This window comes from Megamonas hypermegale, assembly GCF_900187035.1.
Lineage (GTDB): Bacteria > Bacillota > Negativicutes > Selenomonadales > Selenomonadaceae > Megamonas > Megamonas hypermegale.
The window spans coordinates 1,118,740-1,135,003 of sequence record NZ_LT906446.1; the positions used below are offsets into that span (position 1 = coordinate 1,118,740).

Consider the following 16,264-nt stretch of genomic DNA (forward strand, 5'->3'; position numbering starts at 1 on the left):
TCCTATTCCTCCACTGGGTCAGTAAAGCCAATAATCATTGCAGCAATAAATCCTGCTACATATGCCGTAACTAAACCTAATAAATAATACAAAATTTTATCCGTGCTAGCAGCAAGAGGCAATCCCGAAAGACCAATAGATGTTGCACCTACTACGAAAAAGGCTTGTACAGCTCCGCCAAAAGCTCCTCCGATACAAGCTGCGATAAACGGCTTACCGAGTGGCAACGTAACACCATAAATAAGCGGTTCACCTATTCCCATAAAACCAACAGGAAGTGCTGAAGCTATTGTCTGCTTTAATTTTTTATTTTTTGTCTTAACGTAAACAGCAATGGATGCACCTACTTGTCCAGCACCAGCCATAGCCAATATCGGCAATAAAATAGTCACACCGTATTGATTTAATAATTCAGCATGAATTGGCGTCAAGCCTTGATGAAGTCCTGTCATTACCAATGGCAAGAAAATACCGCCAATTATAAAGCCTGCTGCTGCCCCGCCTGTTCCTATTGCCTGCGTAACGGCAAAGCCTATGTTTTCTGCTATAATCCCGCCTAATGGTTGCAATATGAACAAAGCTGGAAACGTAGCTATCAAGATAACCAACAGCGGAGTTAAAAATAAATCTAAAATTTTAGGCACAATCTTATGCAGTTTTATTTCCAGCCAAGAGGAAAATGCCACTACTAACAATACAGCAATAATACCGCCACGACCAGCCAATAAATCGATATCAAATAAACTGATATTGTTGAGCATTGGATGCGTTATAATTACGGCCATCGTACCGCCTAGCATTGGAGATGCCCCACATTCTTTTGCAGTATTCACACCTACAAAAATATTTAATCCCCAAAAAACAGCGTTACCTGCAATCTGCAAAATCTGCACTGCTGGATAATCAATAATACTCGGGTCAATTTTAAAAGCGATATTGAGCAGACCTGTAATCAAACCACAAGCGATAAACGCTGGAATTAGTGGCATGAATATATTAGAAATCTTTTTTAGCAATAATTTAAATGGCGTAGCATTTTTTTGTCGTATTTGCTGATGAATTTTTTCAGCTTGACCTATTTCCATCTTTGTTTTCGTTTTTGGCTCTTCTGGTATTTCTTCTTTATTTTCGAGCAGATTTTTAAATTCTTCTGCAACTTCATTTACTTTACCAGGGCCTAAAATAATCTGCAATTCTGTGCCATTTAAATTGACACCTAACACATTATCAACTTTCTTTAATTTATCTAGCGGTGCATTTTCTAAATCACCTAAATGCAATCTCAAGCGCGTCATACAGTTATGCACTTCAACTATATCATACGGCTTCAATAATATATAAATTTCTTTAGCTGTCTGTTTTAAATCCATTTTTCTCCTCATCTAGTAGCTTTTACTAAAGCTTTAGCAATAAATCCTTTACTTTCTGCCAATAAACTTTGAGCTTTTTCATAATCACAATCCAATAAAATCATCAAAATGGCTGGTTTTGCTTTTCCACCTGTCTTTTGCAGTGCTTCTTGCGCTTGTTCTTTTGTGCAATCAGCAGCTTCCATGACAATGCGACAAGCTCTTTCCTTCAATTTTTCATTTGAAGCTTTTACATCTACCATTAAGTTGCTATAAACTTTGCCAAGTTTTATCATCACACAAGTAGAAATCATATTTAAAATCATTTTTTGTGCTGTACCAGCCTTCATACGCGTACTACCCGTTATCGCTTCTGGGCCAGTCAACGCTTCTATTGCAATTTTAGCTTTAGCACTGATTAACGTATTTGAAGAACAACTTATAGCTACTGTTAAAGCTCTAACTTTATTAGCGTATTCTAAACCACCGATTACATACGGTGTTCTACCACTAGCCGCAATGCCCACTACACAGTCTTTTTCAGTCAAATTTTTAGCTTTTAAATCTTCCTGTGCTAAAGTCAACGAATCTTCTGCACCTTCTTGCGCTTTAAAAATAGCTGGATAACCACCAGCAATAATGCCTTGTACCATTTCAGGGTCACTGCTATATGTCGGTGGACATTCAACAGCATCTAATATGCCAAGTCTACCTGATGTTCCAGCTCCAATATAAAAAAGGCGACCTCCATTTGCCAATCTATTCGCAATTTCATCAATAGCACTGGCAATCTGCGGTAAAACATTGCGCACTGCTACAGCAGCTCTTTTATCTTCTTCATTTATCAGTAAACACATTTCTAAAGAAGATACTTTATCTATATCTAATGTATACGGATTGCGTCTTTCCGTTAATAAATTACCTAAATTCATCATAAGACCTCCATAAAAATAATATGTATTTCATTATAAATAATAAATTGGCTTAAATCAAATACGTGGATTTTTTTAATAAAATTTAATCTATTTTAAATAATTTTCTAAGCAGAATTTAATCTTTTACTGTTATATTATTAATATAAAGTAACGAATACCACATAGAATTTACTGAAAACTATGTTAAAGGATGTGTTAATATGTTAAAATTAATTAAAGGAAGATTTACAAAGGCTATAAGTGTTCTGGCATTAGCATGTTTCCTTTGCAGTCCGCTCGGCTATGTAGCAACATTACCAACAGCGAGTGCAGCTTCATATTCTTATGACTCCAGACATGATAATCCGCCACATAAAGATAAAGACAGAAAAGATAGACATGATAGAGATAGAAAAGATGATGATGATAACGATTACAGTAAAGGCAATATTGTAACAGCAGTATTAGTTGGCGGTGTAATTGGTGCCATTATCGCTAAAAACACCTAATAAATAATATTACAAAGGAGGTTTAATCATGTTAGAATTATTTACTAAAAAAACAAAAAAAGTTATCGGTATTGCTGCACTAACTTGTTTTTTAGCTACGCCTATAAGCTATACCATGAGCGTAAGTTCAGCGGCAGCAGCAGCACTAGATAATCAAATTCAATTTGACCAGCGCCATGAACCTCGTCATGACCGTGATAATGACCGTTGGGATAAAGATAAAAAACGCCCTCCAAAAAATGACCGCTGGGATAAAGATAAGAACCCTCCTCCACGTCATGACCGTGACAAAGACCGTTGGGACAAAGATAAAAAAAATCCACCACCACCTCCTCCACGTCACGACCGCGACAAAGACCGTTGGGACAAAGATAAAAAAAATCCACCACCACCTCCTCCACGTCACGACCGCGACAAAGACCGTTGGGACAGAGATGATGACAAAGACTACGATAAAGGCGATATCACTACAGCTGTATTAGTTGGCGGTGTAATCGGTGCTATTATCGCTAAAAACACCTGATAATTACTTAAAAAATAAAGGTAGATTGCTATAATTAATATGCAGTCTACCTTTTCTTTTTATCATTTTAGAAATTGTATTCCATGCCCATGATTACAGTTCTGCCATATGCTGGAACATCACCGACGAATAATGAGCCAAGTTTCTCATATGATTCATTTGTAATATTATATAATTTTAAATACGTTGACCAATCATCACTGATTTTATAATTGAGATTAGCATCCCATACATAATAACTGCCAGTATAATAATTACTATCTCTGCCAGTTCCAGCTGTAAACATTATATTATTCGTCCATCTATCATCATGATATGTCACTATAGCTTTATAGCTGTTTGGTGCAACGGCATTTACATCAACCTGGTTGCCCAATCCATCACCTTTATCTGTATGAGTATCTGTGTATGCATAAGATAATGAAGCTTTATATTTATCGCTGAATTTATGGTCAACGGCTAATTGAAATCCACGTTTCTTCTGATTTTCAAAATTAGTTGCATGATATACATTATCTTCTCTATACCAACCAATAGGGTCATCAATATCAGCAATGAACGCATTGAAATTTAAATTTGTGTCATTAGATAATTTATAGCGCACGCCTAAACTTCCTTTTCGTCCCGTTTCTGGTCTTAAATTATGATTTCCTTGAACATATCTATTATCATAATAAAGTTCATCTAATGATGGCAGTGAATAAATCTGCTGAAGTGAACCATAAAAAGTCGTCTTATCATCAGCCGTATAATCAAAAGCACCATTTGTCACGTATTTTCCGCCAAATTTACTATTATCATTATAAAGCGAAGTACCTGTCAAAGTGAGTTTATCAAAACGGCGTATAGATTGCAGATAAATCGATGTATTTGTCATATCTTCATCATAATTGCCACTTAAATTAAATGGATTATTTATATTAGTACTGATATTATCCACTGAATTTTTGCGATACATTAAACCAGCAGTAACAGTGTGGTCTTTACTTATTCTCCAGCCATCACGCCAATCAATGCCATCCACCGTATTTTCCCAACGACTATAAGACTGTTCATCTTCATGGTCATTAAACCAACCAGGAATATAAGTATCGCCCTGTGTATAATTGTGATAATACGTGATATATCCAGGTGCTACAGTGTCCTCTTTATAATTATATGTCAATGCAAAATGATTGATTAATTTCTCATAATTATAATCTTGTGGATTATATCTTGAAAACCATGTACCTGTATCATTGCTCAAATGGCCATAATCAAAAGTCAGTGAACTATTATCCGTAAGCTTTTTATCTATGCGATAATTCATTTCTCGGCGATTATTATCAGAATTAGGCAATTCGTGCGTCTTACCATCACTATCTTTATATTTATGGTAATCAACATTATCAAAACCGCCAGTAGCCATCCAGCTCCAATCATCTATATGACCACCCGTAGCAACCTTAACTTTCCATGCCCCATGGTCACCTGCCGCCATATCAACAGTCGTTTCACGTTTATCACCTTTTTTCGTGATAATATTGATAATACCACCTGGCGTATCATAATTAATAGCATATGAACCAGCTGCACCATGAACGATTTCAATTCGTTCTACGCTCATTATAGGTGGCAACAAATCTAAATCATATGAAGCGCGCCCGCTCATAATACCTTTATCCATATTAACACGGCGACCATCAACCATAATTGCCACGCGGTCATCACCATCAATACGCACAACAAGATGCGAAGTATTAAGTGAACCAGGATTTACAAATACGCCATTTGCATACGACAACGCTTCAGCTATATTCTTATAATGATTATCATGTATCTCTTCACTTGTTATAATTGTAGTATATGCTGGAGTCGGAATTAAATTTGTATTTTGCACTACGCTATGTGCATTGATTTTTTCGTTATCATTTTCATTATTTTCAATAGAAGTTTGTGCATTAACTACTGTAGGTATCACCATACCCATTAAACAAGCAGTTAAAATTAAATCTCGTTTATTCAAAATAAAAACTCCTTTATGTCATTTGAAATTTATTTTATTATAACAAAAAATTTCATTTTATTATCATTTTTTCAAACTCTTATCCTTTAAATAGCTTTTATAATATATATAAATAACAAATAAAGTAATTTTTGCTTTTTTTATTTTCTGTATATAAAGATTGATACTTTGACAAATTAAAACATTTGTCACCAAAAATAAAAATCTTATATTTCTATAAACTTCAGCAATACAGATTAATAATAAGCTCATAAATTTGCTCATAGTACGCGTCGTTTGTCGTCTTTCTAATCTATCATACAATTTTACTAAAGCATTATCAATCAAACGACCAATTAACGAACCTAATTGTGAAGAAATCAAACTCAATATAGCTATGATAATAAGACTGATATTTACATCTAAAAAATAAATGGCACCAATACCCAAAAATGGTATTATCATTAAAAACAATAATTTCACAAGTATTAAACTGCCAATCATCATAAATATATTTTTTTTAATTCGTCTTAAAATTAAAGCATGTGTTTTTATAAAAATTTTAAATTTAAACCAAATATTTTTAGGTGGCCATAAACTTTTTATAAATAACCGTAAATCTTTAAATCGTTCACGTAAATAATCTAAAAATCTCAAGATGAATTGACGTAAATCCGTAGGTATATCACGTATAATATTTATTAAATTATACGGATTTATATTTGTAAGCACCGTATTTATCACACGTAATATATCATTAGGCGAAGGCATTAAATGATTAAAATTGAGTGCTATTTTTTGTACAGATGAAACAATTTCCCTAAAAGAATTAAACGATAAATTTAAATTAAACATATTCTGTACTAAATGATTTAAAGGAAGCGGTATCACTGTCAAAAATAAGCAGATAATAATTCCTAAAAAGCGGAAAAATAATATATTAAACATATATCGTAAAAAAATTAATGGACGTCGTTTAAATGCACGCCAACGAATACGTAAATAAAACTTTACTTTATCTAACAATGATTTTTTTCTCATAGTTATGTCCTATCTAGTAACTCTAAACAATATACATCTCTTATTTATTATGCAATATGTATAATAAAAAGACAATATTTATTTAATTTGAACAATCAAATAAATACTGCCTTTTATTAGGTACAATATATTTAATTTAATACTTCTTTTATCGCTTGCGCGCAAAGTTTTACAGCTTTATCTAAAGTTTGCTTTTCAATATTAAGCGGTGGATTAAAATACAATACATCACCTAATGGACGGAGTAACAAACCTTTTTCCAACGCCTTTTTATAAACCGCATAACCAAGGCGTTTTTTGCTATCAAAGGCTTCTTTTGTATCTTTATTTTTAACTAATTCAATGGCATTTATTAAGCCTAAATGGCGAATTTCTCCAACGTATTTATAATCCCCAAGTGTATTTTGCAGATTATCATGTAAATAAATAGCCATTTTATTTGCTTTTTCTAAAATATTCTCTTCACGCAAAATCTTTTGCACTGCCAGTGCTGCACTACAGCCAAGCGGATTACCACTATACGTGTGACTGTGCATGAATGCCTTGCCTTCATTATAATCGGCATAAAAAGCATCATATATTTTTTGTGTTGTAATCGTTATAGCCATTGGCATATAACCACCCGTAAGACCCTTTGATACAGTCATAATATCTGGACTGACATTTGTATAATCAAATGCGAACATCTTGCCCGTTCTACCAAAACCTGTAGCAATTTCATCAGCAATTAAAAGTACATTATATTCATCACATAATTTACGCAATTTTTCCAAGTATAGTGGTGGATAAATTCGCATACCTGCACTACCTTGAATGAGTGGTTCTACAATCACAGCAGCGAGTTCTTTACCGTATTTAACAAAATCTTCCTCAGCATATTTAAAACATTCGCAACTACAATTATCTCTATTTTTATTAAACGGACAACGATAACAATCAGGTGCTTGTGTATGTACTGCATTCATCAACATCGGTTTATAAATCTTAGCATATAAGTCCATACTTCCAACAGATAATGCACCAATCGTTTCACCATGGTAACCTTCAGATAAACACATAAAACGCTGTTTTTCTGGATGCCCCGTTTGATAATGGTATTGAAAAGCCATTTTCAATGCACATTCCACTGAAGCTGAACCGTTATCACTGAAATTAAATTTACATAACCCTTTCGGCACGATTTTAATAAGTTCACGGCATAATTCAATAGCTGGTTTATGTGATAAATTAGCAAAAATAACGTGTTCTAAATTATCCAGTTGATTTTTTACTGCCGTATTAATTTTAGGATTGGCATGACCTAAAAGATTACACCACCAAGAACTTATGATATCTATATATTCTTTGCCATTTATATCATATAAATACGCACCTTTGCCATGGTCAATTACAATCGGCTTTAAATCTTCATAATCTTTCATTTGTGAACATGGATGCCAAATATATTTTAAATCTTCCTGAGTCCAATCAATATTACACATTGCAAAACCCCTACCTATTCATATAAATTGCGCAAAACTTCTACATCGATATCAATATCCGTATCATTAGGTTTTACAAGTGCTAAGACTTTTTGACCTGTCATTTCTTCAATCATTTTAATATTATCTTTTTGCATAACAGTTCCCGTATAATTATTTAAAATAATACCTTGCAATTTTAAACCATGATTTTGCATATATTCTTTTGTAAGTACAACGGAATTTATCGTGCCAAGCCCTGCATCAGCCACTAAAAGAACAGATAAATTAAGCCATTTTATAATATCCTCTAAAAAATATTGTGCTTTATCATCATAGCGAATAGGACAGATTATTCCGCCACTGCCTTCAACTGTCACATAATCATATTTTGCTTGAACAGTTTTATATCCCTGTATGACAACATCTTTTTCCACTGGATTGCCTTCTATTTTTGCTGCTAAATGAGGTGATACTGCATTTTTATATAAATACGACAATAAAGTATTTTCATCTTGACCAATTTTAGCAAATTCATTCACAAAACCAGCATCACTATTTTTTATGCAATCAGCACCACTTAATGCAGCCTTATAATAACCTGCATTAAGACCGGCTTCACGCAATTTTTTAACAATGAGTGCTGTAACATACGTTTTACCAATATCTGTTCCAGTTGCTGAAATAAATAATCCTTTACTCAACTTAAACATCTCTTTTCCTAAAATTATTTTTTAACTATTGGTATTAATTTTTTACCTAAAATAGCAGCAATAATACATAAGACAATATCACCTGGCACTGCTAATATAAAGCAGTATAAAAACAAAGGCCAAATACCAATAGGAGTATTCAGATAAAATGTATTTATTAAATAGACATAAATCATACCAAATAAATAAACGATAAATAAATTTATAAAATTGCCGATTATTAAATTAGTTAAAGTTAATCGTACGAATCGCTCTGTCAATAAACCGACAACATAACTACCTACTGCAAAACCGATTAAATAACCAAATGTCGGCTGTAAAACGTATGCAGGCCCTCCGCCTTGAGTAAATATAGGAACGCCAATAAGACCAATTACAATATATACACATACAGATATAAAACCTAATCGCGCTCCTAATAAAAGACCTGCTAATGTAGTAAATAATAATTGCAGTGTAAATGGACAAATTGGTACTGGTATTTTAATAAAAGCACCAATAGCTATAAGTGCCACAAACAGTGCAGATAAAATCATATTTTTCGTACTTAACAACTTTTTTTCAGCATACATAAAATTACCTCAAAACTTAAAATATTTGACGTCAAAGTTATTAAATCATAAGTTGCATAAATTGTCAACCTATATTTTTTTATAGTTTACATTTAATCAAAATAAAAAAGTAGGAAGTTTATTTGCTCCCTACTCATATTTAAAATCACAATTTATCTATGCTTACATTACCAAAAGTTTTTACCCAATCAGCATTAAAATCATTTACAGCTTTAGTGATAGATGGCATTTTAAATGCATCTAAGATAATTTCTGGCCCTACTGTTACTGCTTGAGCTCCCATTTCAATGGCACGATTTACCTGTCCCATATTTTTAAAGCTTGCTGCTAAGATTTTTGTACCATAATTATATCTTTCTATTGCCTTGGCAAAAGCTGCTATCGTTTCATCTGAATTTATATCAAGATTTTGCATGCGATTATAATACGGTGCAATAAAATCTGCGCCTGCTTCCATTGCTAAAAAGCCTTGCATCTTTGTATAAATTGCTGTAGCTGTGATATTAAATCCTTCCTTTTTCAATGCCTGCATTGCTGCAAGACCTTCTACTGTCACTGGAATTTTAATATATACATCTTTGTCAATTTTTTCACAAATACCATGTGCTTCTCGTATAATTTCTTCTGCTGTAGTTGTCGTTACCTGTACATGCAGTGACTTTTCTCGTCCAATAATCTTTCTAATCTCAGCAAAGTGATTTTCAAAATCTATCTTGCCTTCTTTTTTAATAATACTAGGATTTGTCGTAATACCAACAATTGGTAATTTATTAGCGTATTCTTTTATTATTGCTAAATTTGCTGTATCAAATAAATATTGCATAAACCTTACCTCACTTTCTAATATTTCTATCAAAATAGAAGCAGCCAATAAATTAATGACTGCTTCTATTATATTTAAAACTTATTCAAATATCCATTTATTCTTGACAGAAAATTTTGTGTATCGTATGCTATTTAATAGCCTAAACACTCTGCAAAAATCTAGGCTATAGTCGCTGTGAAACTGCAATTTCATGGCGGCTTTTTTTATTGCACTCTTCATACAAAATCTTCCTATCTTTATTTTTATTAATTAACCTCTTGTTTTACCACCAGCAACATTAAATGTTACACCATGTACATAAGAAGCACGATGACTTGCTAAAAACATTACCATATCTGCAACTTCAGTAAGTTTTCCATCACGGCCAAGTGGTGTTGTTTTTGTGCTAGTATAACCTGCACGAAGCTGTTCTACTGTGATACCACGTGTATAAGAAAGAGCTTCTTCATATGCAAGTGTTCTAAGTCCTGTTGCTTCCAAAATACCAGGAGCTACACCTACTACACGAACATTATATTTACCAAGTTCTTTAGCCCATGAACGAGTAAAGGAATTTACTGCATTTTTAGTAGCTGCATAAATGCTCTGTCCTTCAGAACCTTCTAATCCACTTTCAGAAGACATATTGATGATAACACCTTCACCATTTTTTACAAATTCATGACCTAATGCCTGTGCACAAAGATATACACCTTTGATATTTACAGCGGAAACTTTATCGAATACTTTTTCATCAAGTTCATATTTTCCATAAGGGTCTTTTTTATCAACGAGTAAACGTGGAATATTTATACCTGCATTATTTACAAGAACATCTATTTTACCAAATTTTTCTTTAGCTGCTTTAACCATAGCATTTACACTATCTGCTTTTGTTACATCAGTCTGTACATATAAAACTTCGCCGCTATTTTCATTTAAAGTATATTCTGGTTCTTGTGGGTTCATATCACAAACAACTACATTAGCACCATTATCTAAAAATGCCTGTACTACTGCTTTACCAATACCAGAAGCACCACCTGTAACTACAGCTGTTTTACCTTCAAGAGCTAACCATGACATTATTACATCACTCCAATATTTAAAATTAATTCTTTATTACGCTTTAAAAATTGCTATTTCAGTACCAATTTCTGGAATTTGTACATCTTTATCTTCAAGGTATAAACTACCTTCCAAAGATTCCCCTTCTTCATTATTATTAAAGCGCAAACAAATATGACCGAGATTTTTTAAATTTTTCTGTACTTCGCAACCTACTTCAACAATTTTATATTCAATATCATTGATTTTTAAAACATCACCAATTTCAATTGTATCTGTAAGTTCATTACCTGTATGAACTACACAAAATTCAGCAAGTTCAGCCGGTGCCATTTCACCGAATAAAATTATCATTTTTTCACCGATAAAGTCTTTAACCATAGGGCCAAGTTCTTTTACAGTCGTAGAGTAAATCTTTTTCATTATTATTCTCCTCTTATAAATTTAATATTAACTTTCATATAAACCAAAGCTAGCAAGCCATGCCAAAATTACATTGATAGGACCAGTTATAAAACGGGAATACAATACTGATGGAACACCAACTTCAACTGTTTGTGGTTCTGCTTCAGCAAGACCAAGACCTACCGGAATAAAGTCGCAAGCAGCTTGTGCATTGATGGCAAATAATGCAGGAAGTGCAAAACTAGGTGGAATATTTCCTTTACCAATTTCAACCCCAATTAATACACCTATAACTTGCGCAATAACAGCGCCAGGGCCAAGGAACGGAGAAAGGAATGGGAATGAACAGATAAGCGCCAAGATTACAAGACCAATTACAGAACCTGCAAGTGGAGATAATACATGAGCTATAACATCACCAATACCACTTGCTAAAATTACACCAATTAACATGGATACGAATGCCATGAATGGTAATATAGTTTTTATAATAGTATCGATTGTGTCACGACCTGCTTGATAAAGCGTAGCTGTGATATAACCCATAAATTTACCAACTTTAGCCATAAAGCCTACATTTGTCTGTTCAGTAATTTTTTTACTTGTATCATAAGATGATTTGTTTTCTTCTGCTTTTACAGTTTCTACTTTTTCTACAACTGGAGCACTTGCTTCATCTTCAGCATTTGCATATCTTACACAATCTTCTTTTACAGCAGATACATAAATATCAGGTGTAATAAATTTTGCTAAAGGGCCACTAGCACCTGTTGGATTTAAGTTTATAGTATAAATGCGTTTCTTAGGATAAATACCACAACGAAGTGTACCACCACAGTCAATAATTACACATAAAATTTCATCATCAGGAACACTTGTTTTAAATCCATCAATAAGTTCGCAACCAGTCAATTCAGCAATTTTCTGTGATACTGGAGAAATAACGCCACCAGTTATATTAACAACTTTATTCTTTTTATCTGTTGGTTTAAGTACGAGTGGACCGCCAAAACCGCTTGAACCAGCACTAACAACGACATCTTTATATTGAGCCATAATAAATTCCCCTTTACTTATTAATTAAAGCTAAACATTAATGTGTAGTTTTTACTTTGTCGCTTAAAACAACGCCCTGCTGTTTAGATACATATGCTGTCGTAAAATCTGTAACTACACCACCGATAAAGTTAATAACAATACCGATTAAAAAATAACGAAGTGCTAAGTCTACTTGAGACAAACCAAGCATTGTAATACCATTAGCAACACCTAAGAATACGAACAATTCACCAGGATTTACATGTGGGAACAAACCATTTAAAGTATGGCAAGAACGAGAAGCTGCTGCATAATATGATGGTTTATATTTTTCTGGCATAAATTTTCCAAGTGATAATGTCATTGGATTACAAAAGAAGAACGTTCCGATAACTGGTAAAACCATATAACGAGTAAATACGTTACCAGCACATAAATGAGCGAATTTTTCAACTTTATCTGTACCAACAAATCGAATAATAGCATTCATTGCTACTAATAAACAGATAAGTGTAGGTACAATGCCCGATGCCAATCCGATAAAGGTCTCGCCACCCTTGTTAAACATACCGATAAACCCTTGAGCTAAAAATACTAAAGTGTCCATAAAAAATCTCTCCTTTTATAAAATTTAAAATATTTTAACTACTATTATTTAGGAGTATCTAAACACATTTTTTCTTCTTGTTGTTTAGTATATTGCCTATACTCTTCTACAGCAGAAAGAATAGCTGTTTTAGTCTGTTTATCAAAATTGTTACAAAAATCTTCCGTGATATCCGTAAGCACTATTCCATTTAAATTATTAAAATCTTTAAAGCTAGCAAAACTGGTAATACCTTGCAATTTTCTTCCTTTAATAATCTTGCAATTTTCATCTATGCAAAGCATTAAAAGACAACCAGCTTTAAAACGTCCTCTGGCCTTGCCAATAGCGACGCGGCCAGATTTACGTAATCTCTTTAACTCTCTATTAAACTTCTTTAACTGAAACACGCTTAGAATACCTTGAAGAACCCACATAGCAATAGCTAAAACAATGAGTATCCAAAACATTCAAGGCAACACTCCTTTTACTCAAAATCCAGTAATTCCTTACCTGTCGATTCATCTGTAATCAAAACATTAATTAATTTTCCTTTTAATGCACTATAAATAGCAGGAACTTTTTCGTCAGAAGCAGCCACGCCAATAACATACTTTACTTTATGTAGTTGATAAAACGGAATAGATATCGTTCTGTCAACCACTTCTGTTGGCACTTCATTACCATTTTTATCATAAAAACGAGTACATGTTTCACCAACAATACGATTGCCAAACGAAGAAGTAATATATTCTGATTTCAAACCGTCTGTCCATATTACATTTGAAGCCGATGTTGGAGAACCAATCCCAACAAAAGCAACATCTAATTTATCCCATAATTGCTGTATTTTTTGATAGTTAGTATCATTTATAATTGCTTGTTTTGTTTCTGGAGTTTTAGTTATGGCTGGAGCATATAAATAATGACTTCTCGCTTGAAATGCATTGGCAACCTTATAGCAGATAGTATTTACATGTAAATCTATATCAAGACTTTCAGAACCACCTACAAGCGGTACAAAATCAGCATCTACAGCTGGAAAACTTTCTACAGAAGCTTGGTCGCCAATTGCTCCCATGGAGCGCCCCCAGTTAAAGCCGATTACCATTTTATTTTTAATAAGTCTTTTCAACAATATAAGTCCGGCTTTACCTAAGTTAGAATAAACTTCATCAGGATTTTTACTAGAAGGAACAATAAAAACCTCTTTTAATGAAAATTTATCTTCTAATTGCGACTCTAATGCTTCAAATGAGTCTTGTACTATAAATATTTTTACAATGCCCATTTCCTTTGCACGTTTTAAATATTTACTGACTGTTGTTCTGTCAATTCCCAATTTTTTGGCAATCTCACTTTGCTTCATATCTGCTTCATAATACATATGAGCTACTTTAATTAGAATTCTTTTAGATACGGGTTGCATGATTAAGACCTCTCTTCTAAAAACAAATTATAAATTAATTCATTTTTTATTATAGTAGAAAGTATCTCAACTAACCACCTTCACATATGTGATTATTTATCTCATTTGTTCTGACACCTATATAGTAGCATTTGTAATACTATCTGTCAAGCGATTTTTTAAATTATTTTAAATGTAAATTTTCTGATTTTGTTAAAAGCTACAAATTCTAATTCATTACAAATTTACAGTAAATTCACTTGACATATTTACATTAATGTCATAATATATAAACATGCTATTTTCACGAGTTAAAGTATTAAAGTAAAGAGGTGTTTATGTTGGTAAATCCTAAATTAAAGGATGTTTTAAACGACCAATTATGTGAAGCAGTATTATCTTTGCAATCGGTTGACGAATGTTATCAATTCTTTGAAGATATATGTACGGTTAGTGAACTTAAAGCTTTATCTCAACGTTTGGAAGTTGCTAGAATGCTTCGTGCTGGACATACTTATGAAGAAGTAGTCGAACGCACTGGCGCTAGTACAGCTACCATTAGTCGCGTAAAACGCTGTTTAAATTATGGCGCTGATGGTTATGATACAGTGCTCAAACGTTTAGAAGCAAAACAAAAATAGGAGTGTTTTTTTATGTTATTAGAAATACCTTACGGTACTAGAGATTTTTTACCAAAAGACGCAAAAATTAAACGTAATATTGAATTAAAATTAGCTAAGACATTTAACCTTTGGGGTTATGATGAAATAGTAACACCTTCTATTGAATATGTAGATACGCTTACTATTAACAATCGTAATGGTATCGAAAATCAATTATTTAAGTTTTTCGACAAAAACAATCGCACATTGGCATTACGCCATGAAATGACAACACCAATTGCTCGTGTGGCTGCTAGTCGCATGTATGATGATGTTCTTCCCTTTAAACTTTCGTACATCAGTAGTGTATATCGCTATGAACAAGCTCAAGAAGGTCGTCAATGTGAATTTTATCAAGCAGGTGTTGAATTGATGGGCGTTGCAGATGCTAGTGCAGATGCTGAAATAATCGCTTTAGCAGTAGATAGCTTGCGCAATGTAGGTTTAACAAATTTTGAAATTTGCCTCGGTCAAGTAGAATTCATCAATGGCATAATGCAACAAATGGGTCTTTCTAAAGAAAAACAAAATGAAATTCGCTTAGCATTAGAACAGCGCAATCTCGTAGATTTAAATAACGCTGTAGAAAAAACAAATTTACCTGAAAAAGCAAAAAAAGCACTGAAATCTATACCATTGCTTCAAGGCAAAGAAGATATCTTAGAATTCGCTAATAATCTTGCTTTAAATGAACAAAGTCGCAAAGCTCTTGATAATCTGCATGATATCTATGAATTATTAAAAATATACGGCGTAGCTGATAATGTGACTTTCGACTTAGGTGTAAACCGTGATTTCAGTTATTACACTGGTATGGTCTTTGAAATTTATGCACCTGGCATTGGTTATCCAATCTGCGGTGGCGGTCGTTATGATAATATGCTCTCTGATTTTGGCACTGAATGCCCAGCTACAGGTTTTGCTCTCGGCATCGAACGTTTAATGCTCGCTCTCGATAAACAAAACCAAACTCAAAATATTTGCAACAAAAAAGATGTATATATCGCATTTTCACAAGGCAAATATGCAGAAGCTATCAGTGAAGCTATGAAATTACGCGAAAATGGAAAAGTTGTTGACCTTGCTTTTAAAGCTCAAACACACGAAGACGCTATTAAATACCAATTAGATAAAAATATTAATGAGCTTATTTATATAGAATAATACTCATATGAAATATTTTTTCTATCCTAATTAATATAATAAACTATATATTTTTTCTAAAAA

At 33.1% G+C, this 16,264-nt stretch carries 18 protein-coding genes; 4 read left to right on the top strand and 14 right to left on the bottom strand.

The genetic code is table 11. The features are described 5' to 3' along the window. Positions 1-2: 2 nt before the first annotated feature. Both CKV65_RS05305 and murQ read right to left on the bottom strand, forming a co-directional pair. Complete coding sequence (locus CKV65_RS05305) at positions 3-1,370, bottom strand: PTS transporter subunit EIIC (protein ID WP_027889793.1); 1,368 nt, start codon at positions 1,368-1,370, stop codon at positions 3-5. An 8-nt stretch (positions 1,371-1,378) separates the two neighbouring features. Next, positions 1,379-2,284, bottom strand: a complete 906-nt coding sequence (gene murQ / locus CKV65_RS05310; protein ID WP_027889792.1) for an N-acetylmuramic acid 6-phosphate etherase — start codon at positions 2,282-2,284, stop codon at positions 1,379-1,381. A 200-nt stretch (positions 2,285-2,484) separates the two neighbouring features. On the opposite strand from murQ, the gene CKV65_RS05315 reads away from it, so the two are divergent. Next, positions 2,485-2,772: a hypothetical protein gene (locus CKV65_RS05315; protein WP_027889791.1), complete on the top strand. Its 288-nt coding sequence runs from the start codon at positions 2,485-2,487 to the stop codon at positions 2,770-2,772. Positions 2,773-2,800: 28 nt separating this feature from the next. Next, positions 2,801-3,295 (top strand): hypothetical protein, encoded by a 495-nt coding sequence (locus CKV65_RS05320; protein WP_027889790.1) that lies wholly within the window; start codon positions 2,801-2,803, stop codon positions 3,293-3,295. Positions 3,296-3,362: 67 nt separating this feature from the next. On the opposite strand, the gene CKV65_RS05325 is transcribed toward CKV65_RS05320, so the two are convergent. The 12 genes from CKV65_RS05325 to CKV65_RS05380 form a co-directional block, all read right to left on the bottom strand. After that, positions 3,363-5,300 carry a TonB-dependent receptor plug domain-containing protein gene (locus CKV65_RS05325; protein WP_231922641.1) on the bottom strand — a complete coding sequence of 646 codons (1,938 nt, stop codon included), beginning with the start codon at positions 5,298-5,300 and terminating at the stop codon, positions 3,363-3,365. Between the two features lie 63 nt (positions 5,301-5,363). Then, positions 5,364-6,320, bottom strand: a complete 957-nt coding sequence (locus tag CKV65_RS05330; protein ID WP_157738449.1) for a hypothetical protein — start codon at positions 6,318-6,320, stop codon at positions 5,364-5,366. A 131-nt stretch (positions 6,321-6,451) separates the two neighbouring features. After that, positions 6,452-7,801 carry an adenosylmethionine--8-amino-7-oxononanoate transaminase gene (gene bioA, locus CKV65_RS05335; protein ID WP_036254495.1) on the bottom strand — a complete coding sequence of 450 codons (1,350 nt, stop codon included), beginning with the start codon at positions 7,799-7,801 and terminating at the stop codon, positions 6,452-6,454. A 14-nt stretch (positions 7,802-7,815) separates the two neighbouring features. Further along, on the bottom strand, positions 7,816-8,484 hold the full coding sequence (gene bioD / locus CKV65_RS05340) for a dethiobiotin synthase (protein ID WP_027889787.1): 669 nt from the start codon (positions 8,482-8,484) through the stop codon (positions 7,816-7,818). Between the two features lie 23 nt (positions 8,485-8,507). After that, positions 8,508-9,065: a biotin transporter BioY gene (locus CKV65_RS05345; protein WP_027889786.1), complete on the bottom strand. Its 558-nt coding sequence runs from the start codon at positions 9,063-9,065 to the stop codon at positions 8,508-8,510. 145 nt (positions 9,066-9,210) lie between these two features. Then, the gene (locus CKV65_RS05350; protein ID WP_027889785.1) at positions 9,211-9,888 is read right to left on the bottom strand and encodes a fructose-6-phosphate aldolase; all 678 of its coding nucleotides are present in this window, start codon (positions 9,886-9,888) and stop codon (positions 9,211-9,213) included. Between the two features lie 252 nt (positions 9,889-10,140). Further along, entirely contained in the window at positions 10,141-10,956 is an 816-nt protein-coding gene (locus CKV65_RS05355) for an SDR family oxidoreductase (RefSeq protein WP_027889784.1), read from the bottom strand. Positions 10,957-10,992: 36 nt separating this feature from the next. Continuing rightward, on the bottom strand, positions 10,993-11,361 hold the full coding sequence (locus CKV65_RS05360; RefSeq protein WP_027889783.1) for a PTS glucitol/sorbitol transporter subunit IIA: 369 nt from the start codon (positions 11,359-11,361) through the stop codon (positions 10,993-10,995). Positions 11,362-11,388: 27 nt separating this feature from the next. After that, complete coding sequence (gene srlE / locus CKV65_RS05365; RefSeq protein WP_027889782.1) at positions 11,389-12,399, bottom strand: PTS glucitol/sorbitol transporter subunit IIB; 1,011 nt, start codon at positions 12,397-12,399, stop codon at positions 11,389-11,391. A 37-nt stretch (positions 12,400-12,436) separates the two neighbouring features. Continuing rightward, complete coding sequence (gene srlA, locus CKV65_RS05370) at positions 12,437-12,988, bottom strand: PTS glucitol/sorbitol transporter subunit IIC (protein WP_027889781.1); 552 nt, start codon at positions 12,986-12,988, stop codon at positions 12,437-12,439. Positions 12,989-13,032: 44 nt separating this feature from the next. Next, positions 13,033-13,437 carry a transcriptional regulator GutM gene (locus CKV65_RS05375; protein ID WP_027889780.1) on the bottom strand — a complete coding sequence of 135 codons (405 nt, stop codon included), beginning with the start codon at positions 13,435-13,437 and terminating at the stop codon, positions 13,033-13,035. Positions 13,438-13,454: 17 nt separating this feature from the next. Beyond that, positions 13,455-14,396: a sugar-binding transcriptional regulator gene (locus tag CKV65_RS05380; RefSeq protein ID WP_027889779.1), complete on the bottom strand. Its 942-nt coding sequence runs from the start codon at positions 14,394-14,396 to the stop codon at positions 13,455-13,457. 317 nt (positions 14,397-14,713) lie between these two features. On the opposite strand from CKV65_RS05380, the gene CKV65_RS05385 reads away from it, so the two are divergent. Together CKV65_RS05385 and hisZ are read left to right on the top strand one after the other, a co-directional pair. Beyond that, positions 14,714-15,016, top strand: coding sequence for a YerC/YecD family TrpR-related protein (locus CKV65_RS05385; protein WP_027889778.1), 303 nt, complete (start codon positions 14,714-14,716; stop codon positions 15,014-15,016). A gap of 12 nt (positions 15,017-15,028) precedes the next feature. Further along, the gene (hisZ, locus tag CKV65_RS05390; protein WP_027889777.1) at positions 15,029-16,201 is read left to right on the top strand and encodes an ATP phosphoribosyltransferase regulatory subunit; all 1,173 of its coding nucleotides are present in this window, start codon (positions 15,029-15,031) and stop codon (positions 16,199-16,201) included. Positions 16,202-16,264 lie beyond the last annotated feature (63 nt).

What these genes read in the sequence shown, in the direction of transcription:
- srlE (WP_027889782.1), bottom strand. Translation starts at nt 12,399, where the DNA reads ATGGCTCAATATAAAGATGTCGTTGTTAGTGCTGGTTCAAGCGGTTTT.
- CKV65_RS05315 (WP_027889791.1), top strand. Translation starts at nt 2,485, where the DNA reads ATGTTAAAATTAATTAAAGGAAGATTTACAAAGGCTATAAGTGTTCTG.
- CKV65_RS05320 (WP_027889790.1), top strand. Translation starts at nt 2,801, where the DNA reads ATGTTAGAATTATTTACTAAAAAAACAAAAAAAGTTATCGGTATTGCT.
- CKV65_RS05385 (WP_027889778.1), top strand. Translation starts at nt 14,714, where the DNA reads ATGTTGGTAAATCCTAAATTAAAGGATGTTTTAAACGACCAATTATGT.
- CKV65_RS05355 (WP_027889784.1), bottom strand. Translation starts at nt 10,956, where the DNA reads ATGTCATGGTTAGCTCTTGAAGGTAAAACAGCTGTAGTTACAGGTGGT.
- CKV65_RS05360 (WP_027889783.1), bottom strand. Translation starts at nt 11,361, where the DNA reads ATGAAAAAGATTTACTCTACGACTGTAAAAGAACTTGGCCCTATGGTT.
- murQ (WP_027889792.1), bottom strand. Translation starts at nt 2,284, where the DNA reads ATGATGAATTTAGGTAATTTATTAACGGAAAGACGCAATCCGTATACA.
- srlA (WP_027889781.1), bottom strand. Translation starts at nt 12,988, where the DNA reads ATGGACACTTTAGTATTTTTAGCTCAAGGGTTTATCGGTATGTTTAAC.
- CKV65_RS05350 (WP_027889785.1), bottom strand. Translation starts at nt 9,888, where the DNA reads ATGCAATATTTATTTGATACAGCAAATTTAGCAATAATAAAAGAATAC.
- CKV65_RS05345 (WP_027889786.1), bottom strand. Translation starts at nt 9,065, where the DNA reads ATGTATGCTGAAAAAAAGTTGTTAAGTACGAAAAATATGATTTTATCT.
- CKV65_RS05380 (WP_027889779.1), bottom strand. Translation starts at nt 14,396, where the DNA reads ATGCAACCCGTATCTAAAAGAATTCTAATTAAAGTAGCTCATATGTAT.
- CKV65_RS05375 (WP_027889780.1), bottom strand. Translation starts at nt 13,437, where the DNA reads ATGTTTTGGATACTCATTGTTTTAGCTATTGCTATGTGGGTTCTTCAA.
- CKV65_RS05305 (WP_027889793.1), bottom strand. Translation starts at nt 1,370, where the DNA reads ATGGATTTAAAACAGACAGCTAAAGAAATTTATATATTATTGAAGCCG.
- hisZ (WP_027889777.1), top strand. Translation starts at nt 15,029, where the DNA reads ATGTTATTAGAAATACCTTACGGTACTAGAGATTTTTTACCAAAAGAC.
- bioA (WP_036254495.1), bottom strand. Translation starts at nt 7,801, where the DNA reads ATGTGTAATATTGATTGGACTCAGGAAGATTTAAAATATATTTGGCAT.
- CKV65_RS05330 (WP_157738449.1), bottom strand. Translation starts at nt 6,320, where the DNA reads ATGAGAAAAAAATCATTGTTAGATAAAGTAAAGTTTTATTTACGTATT.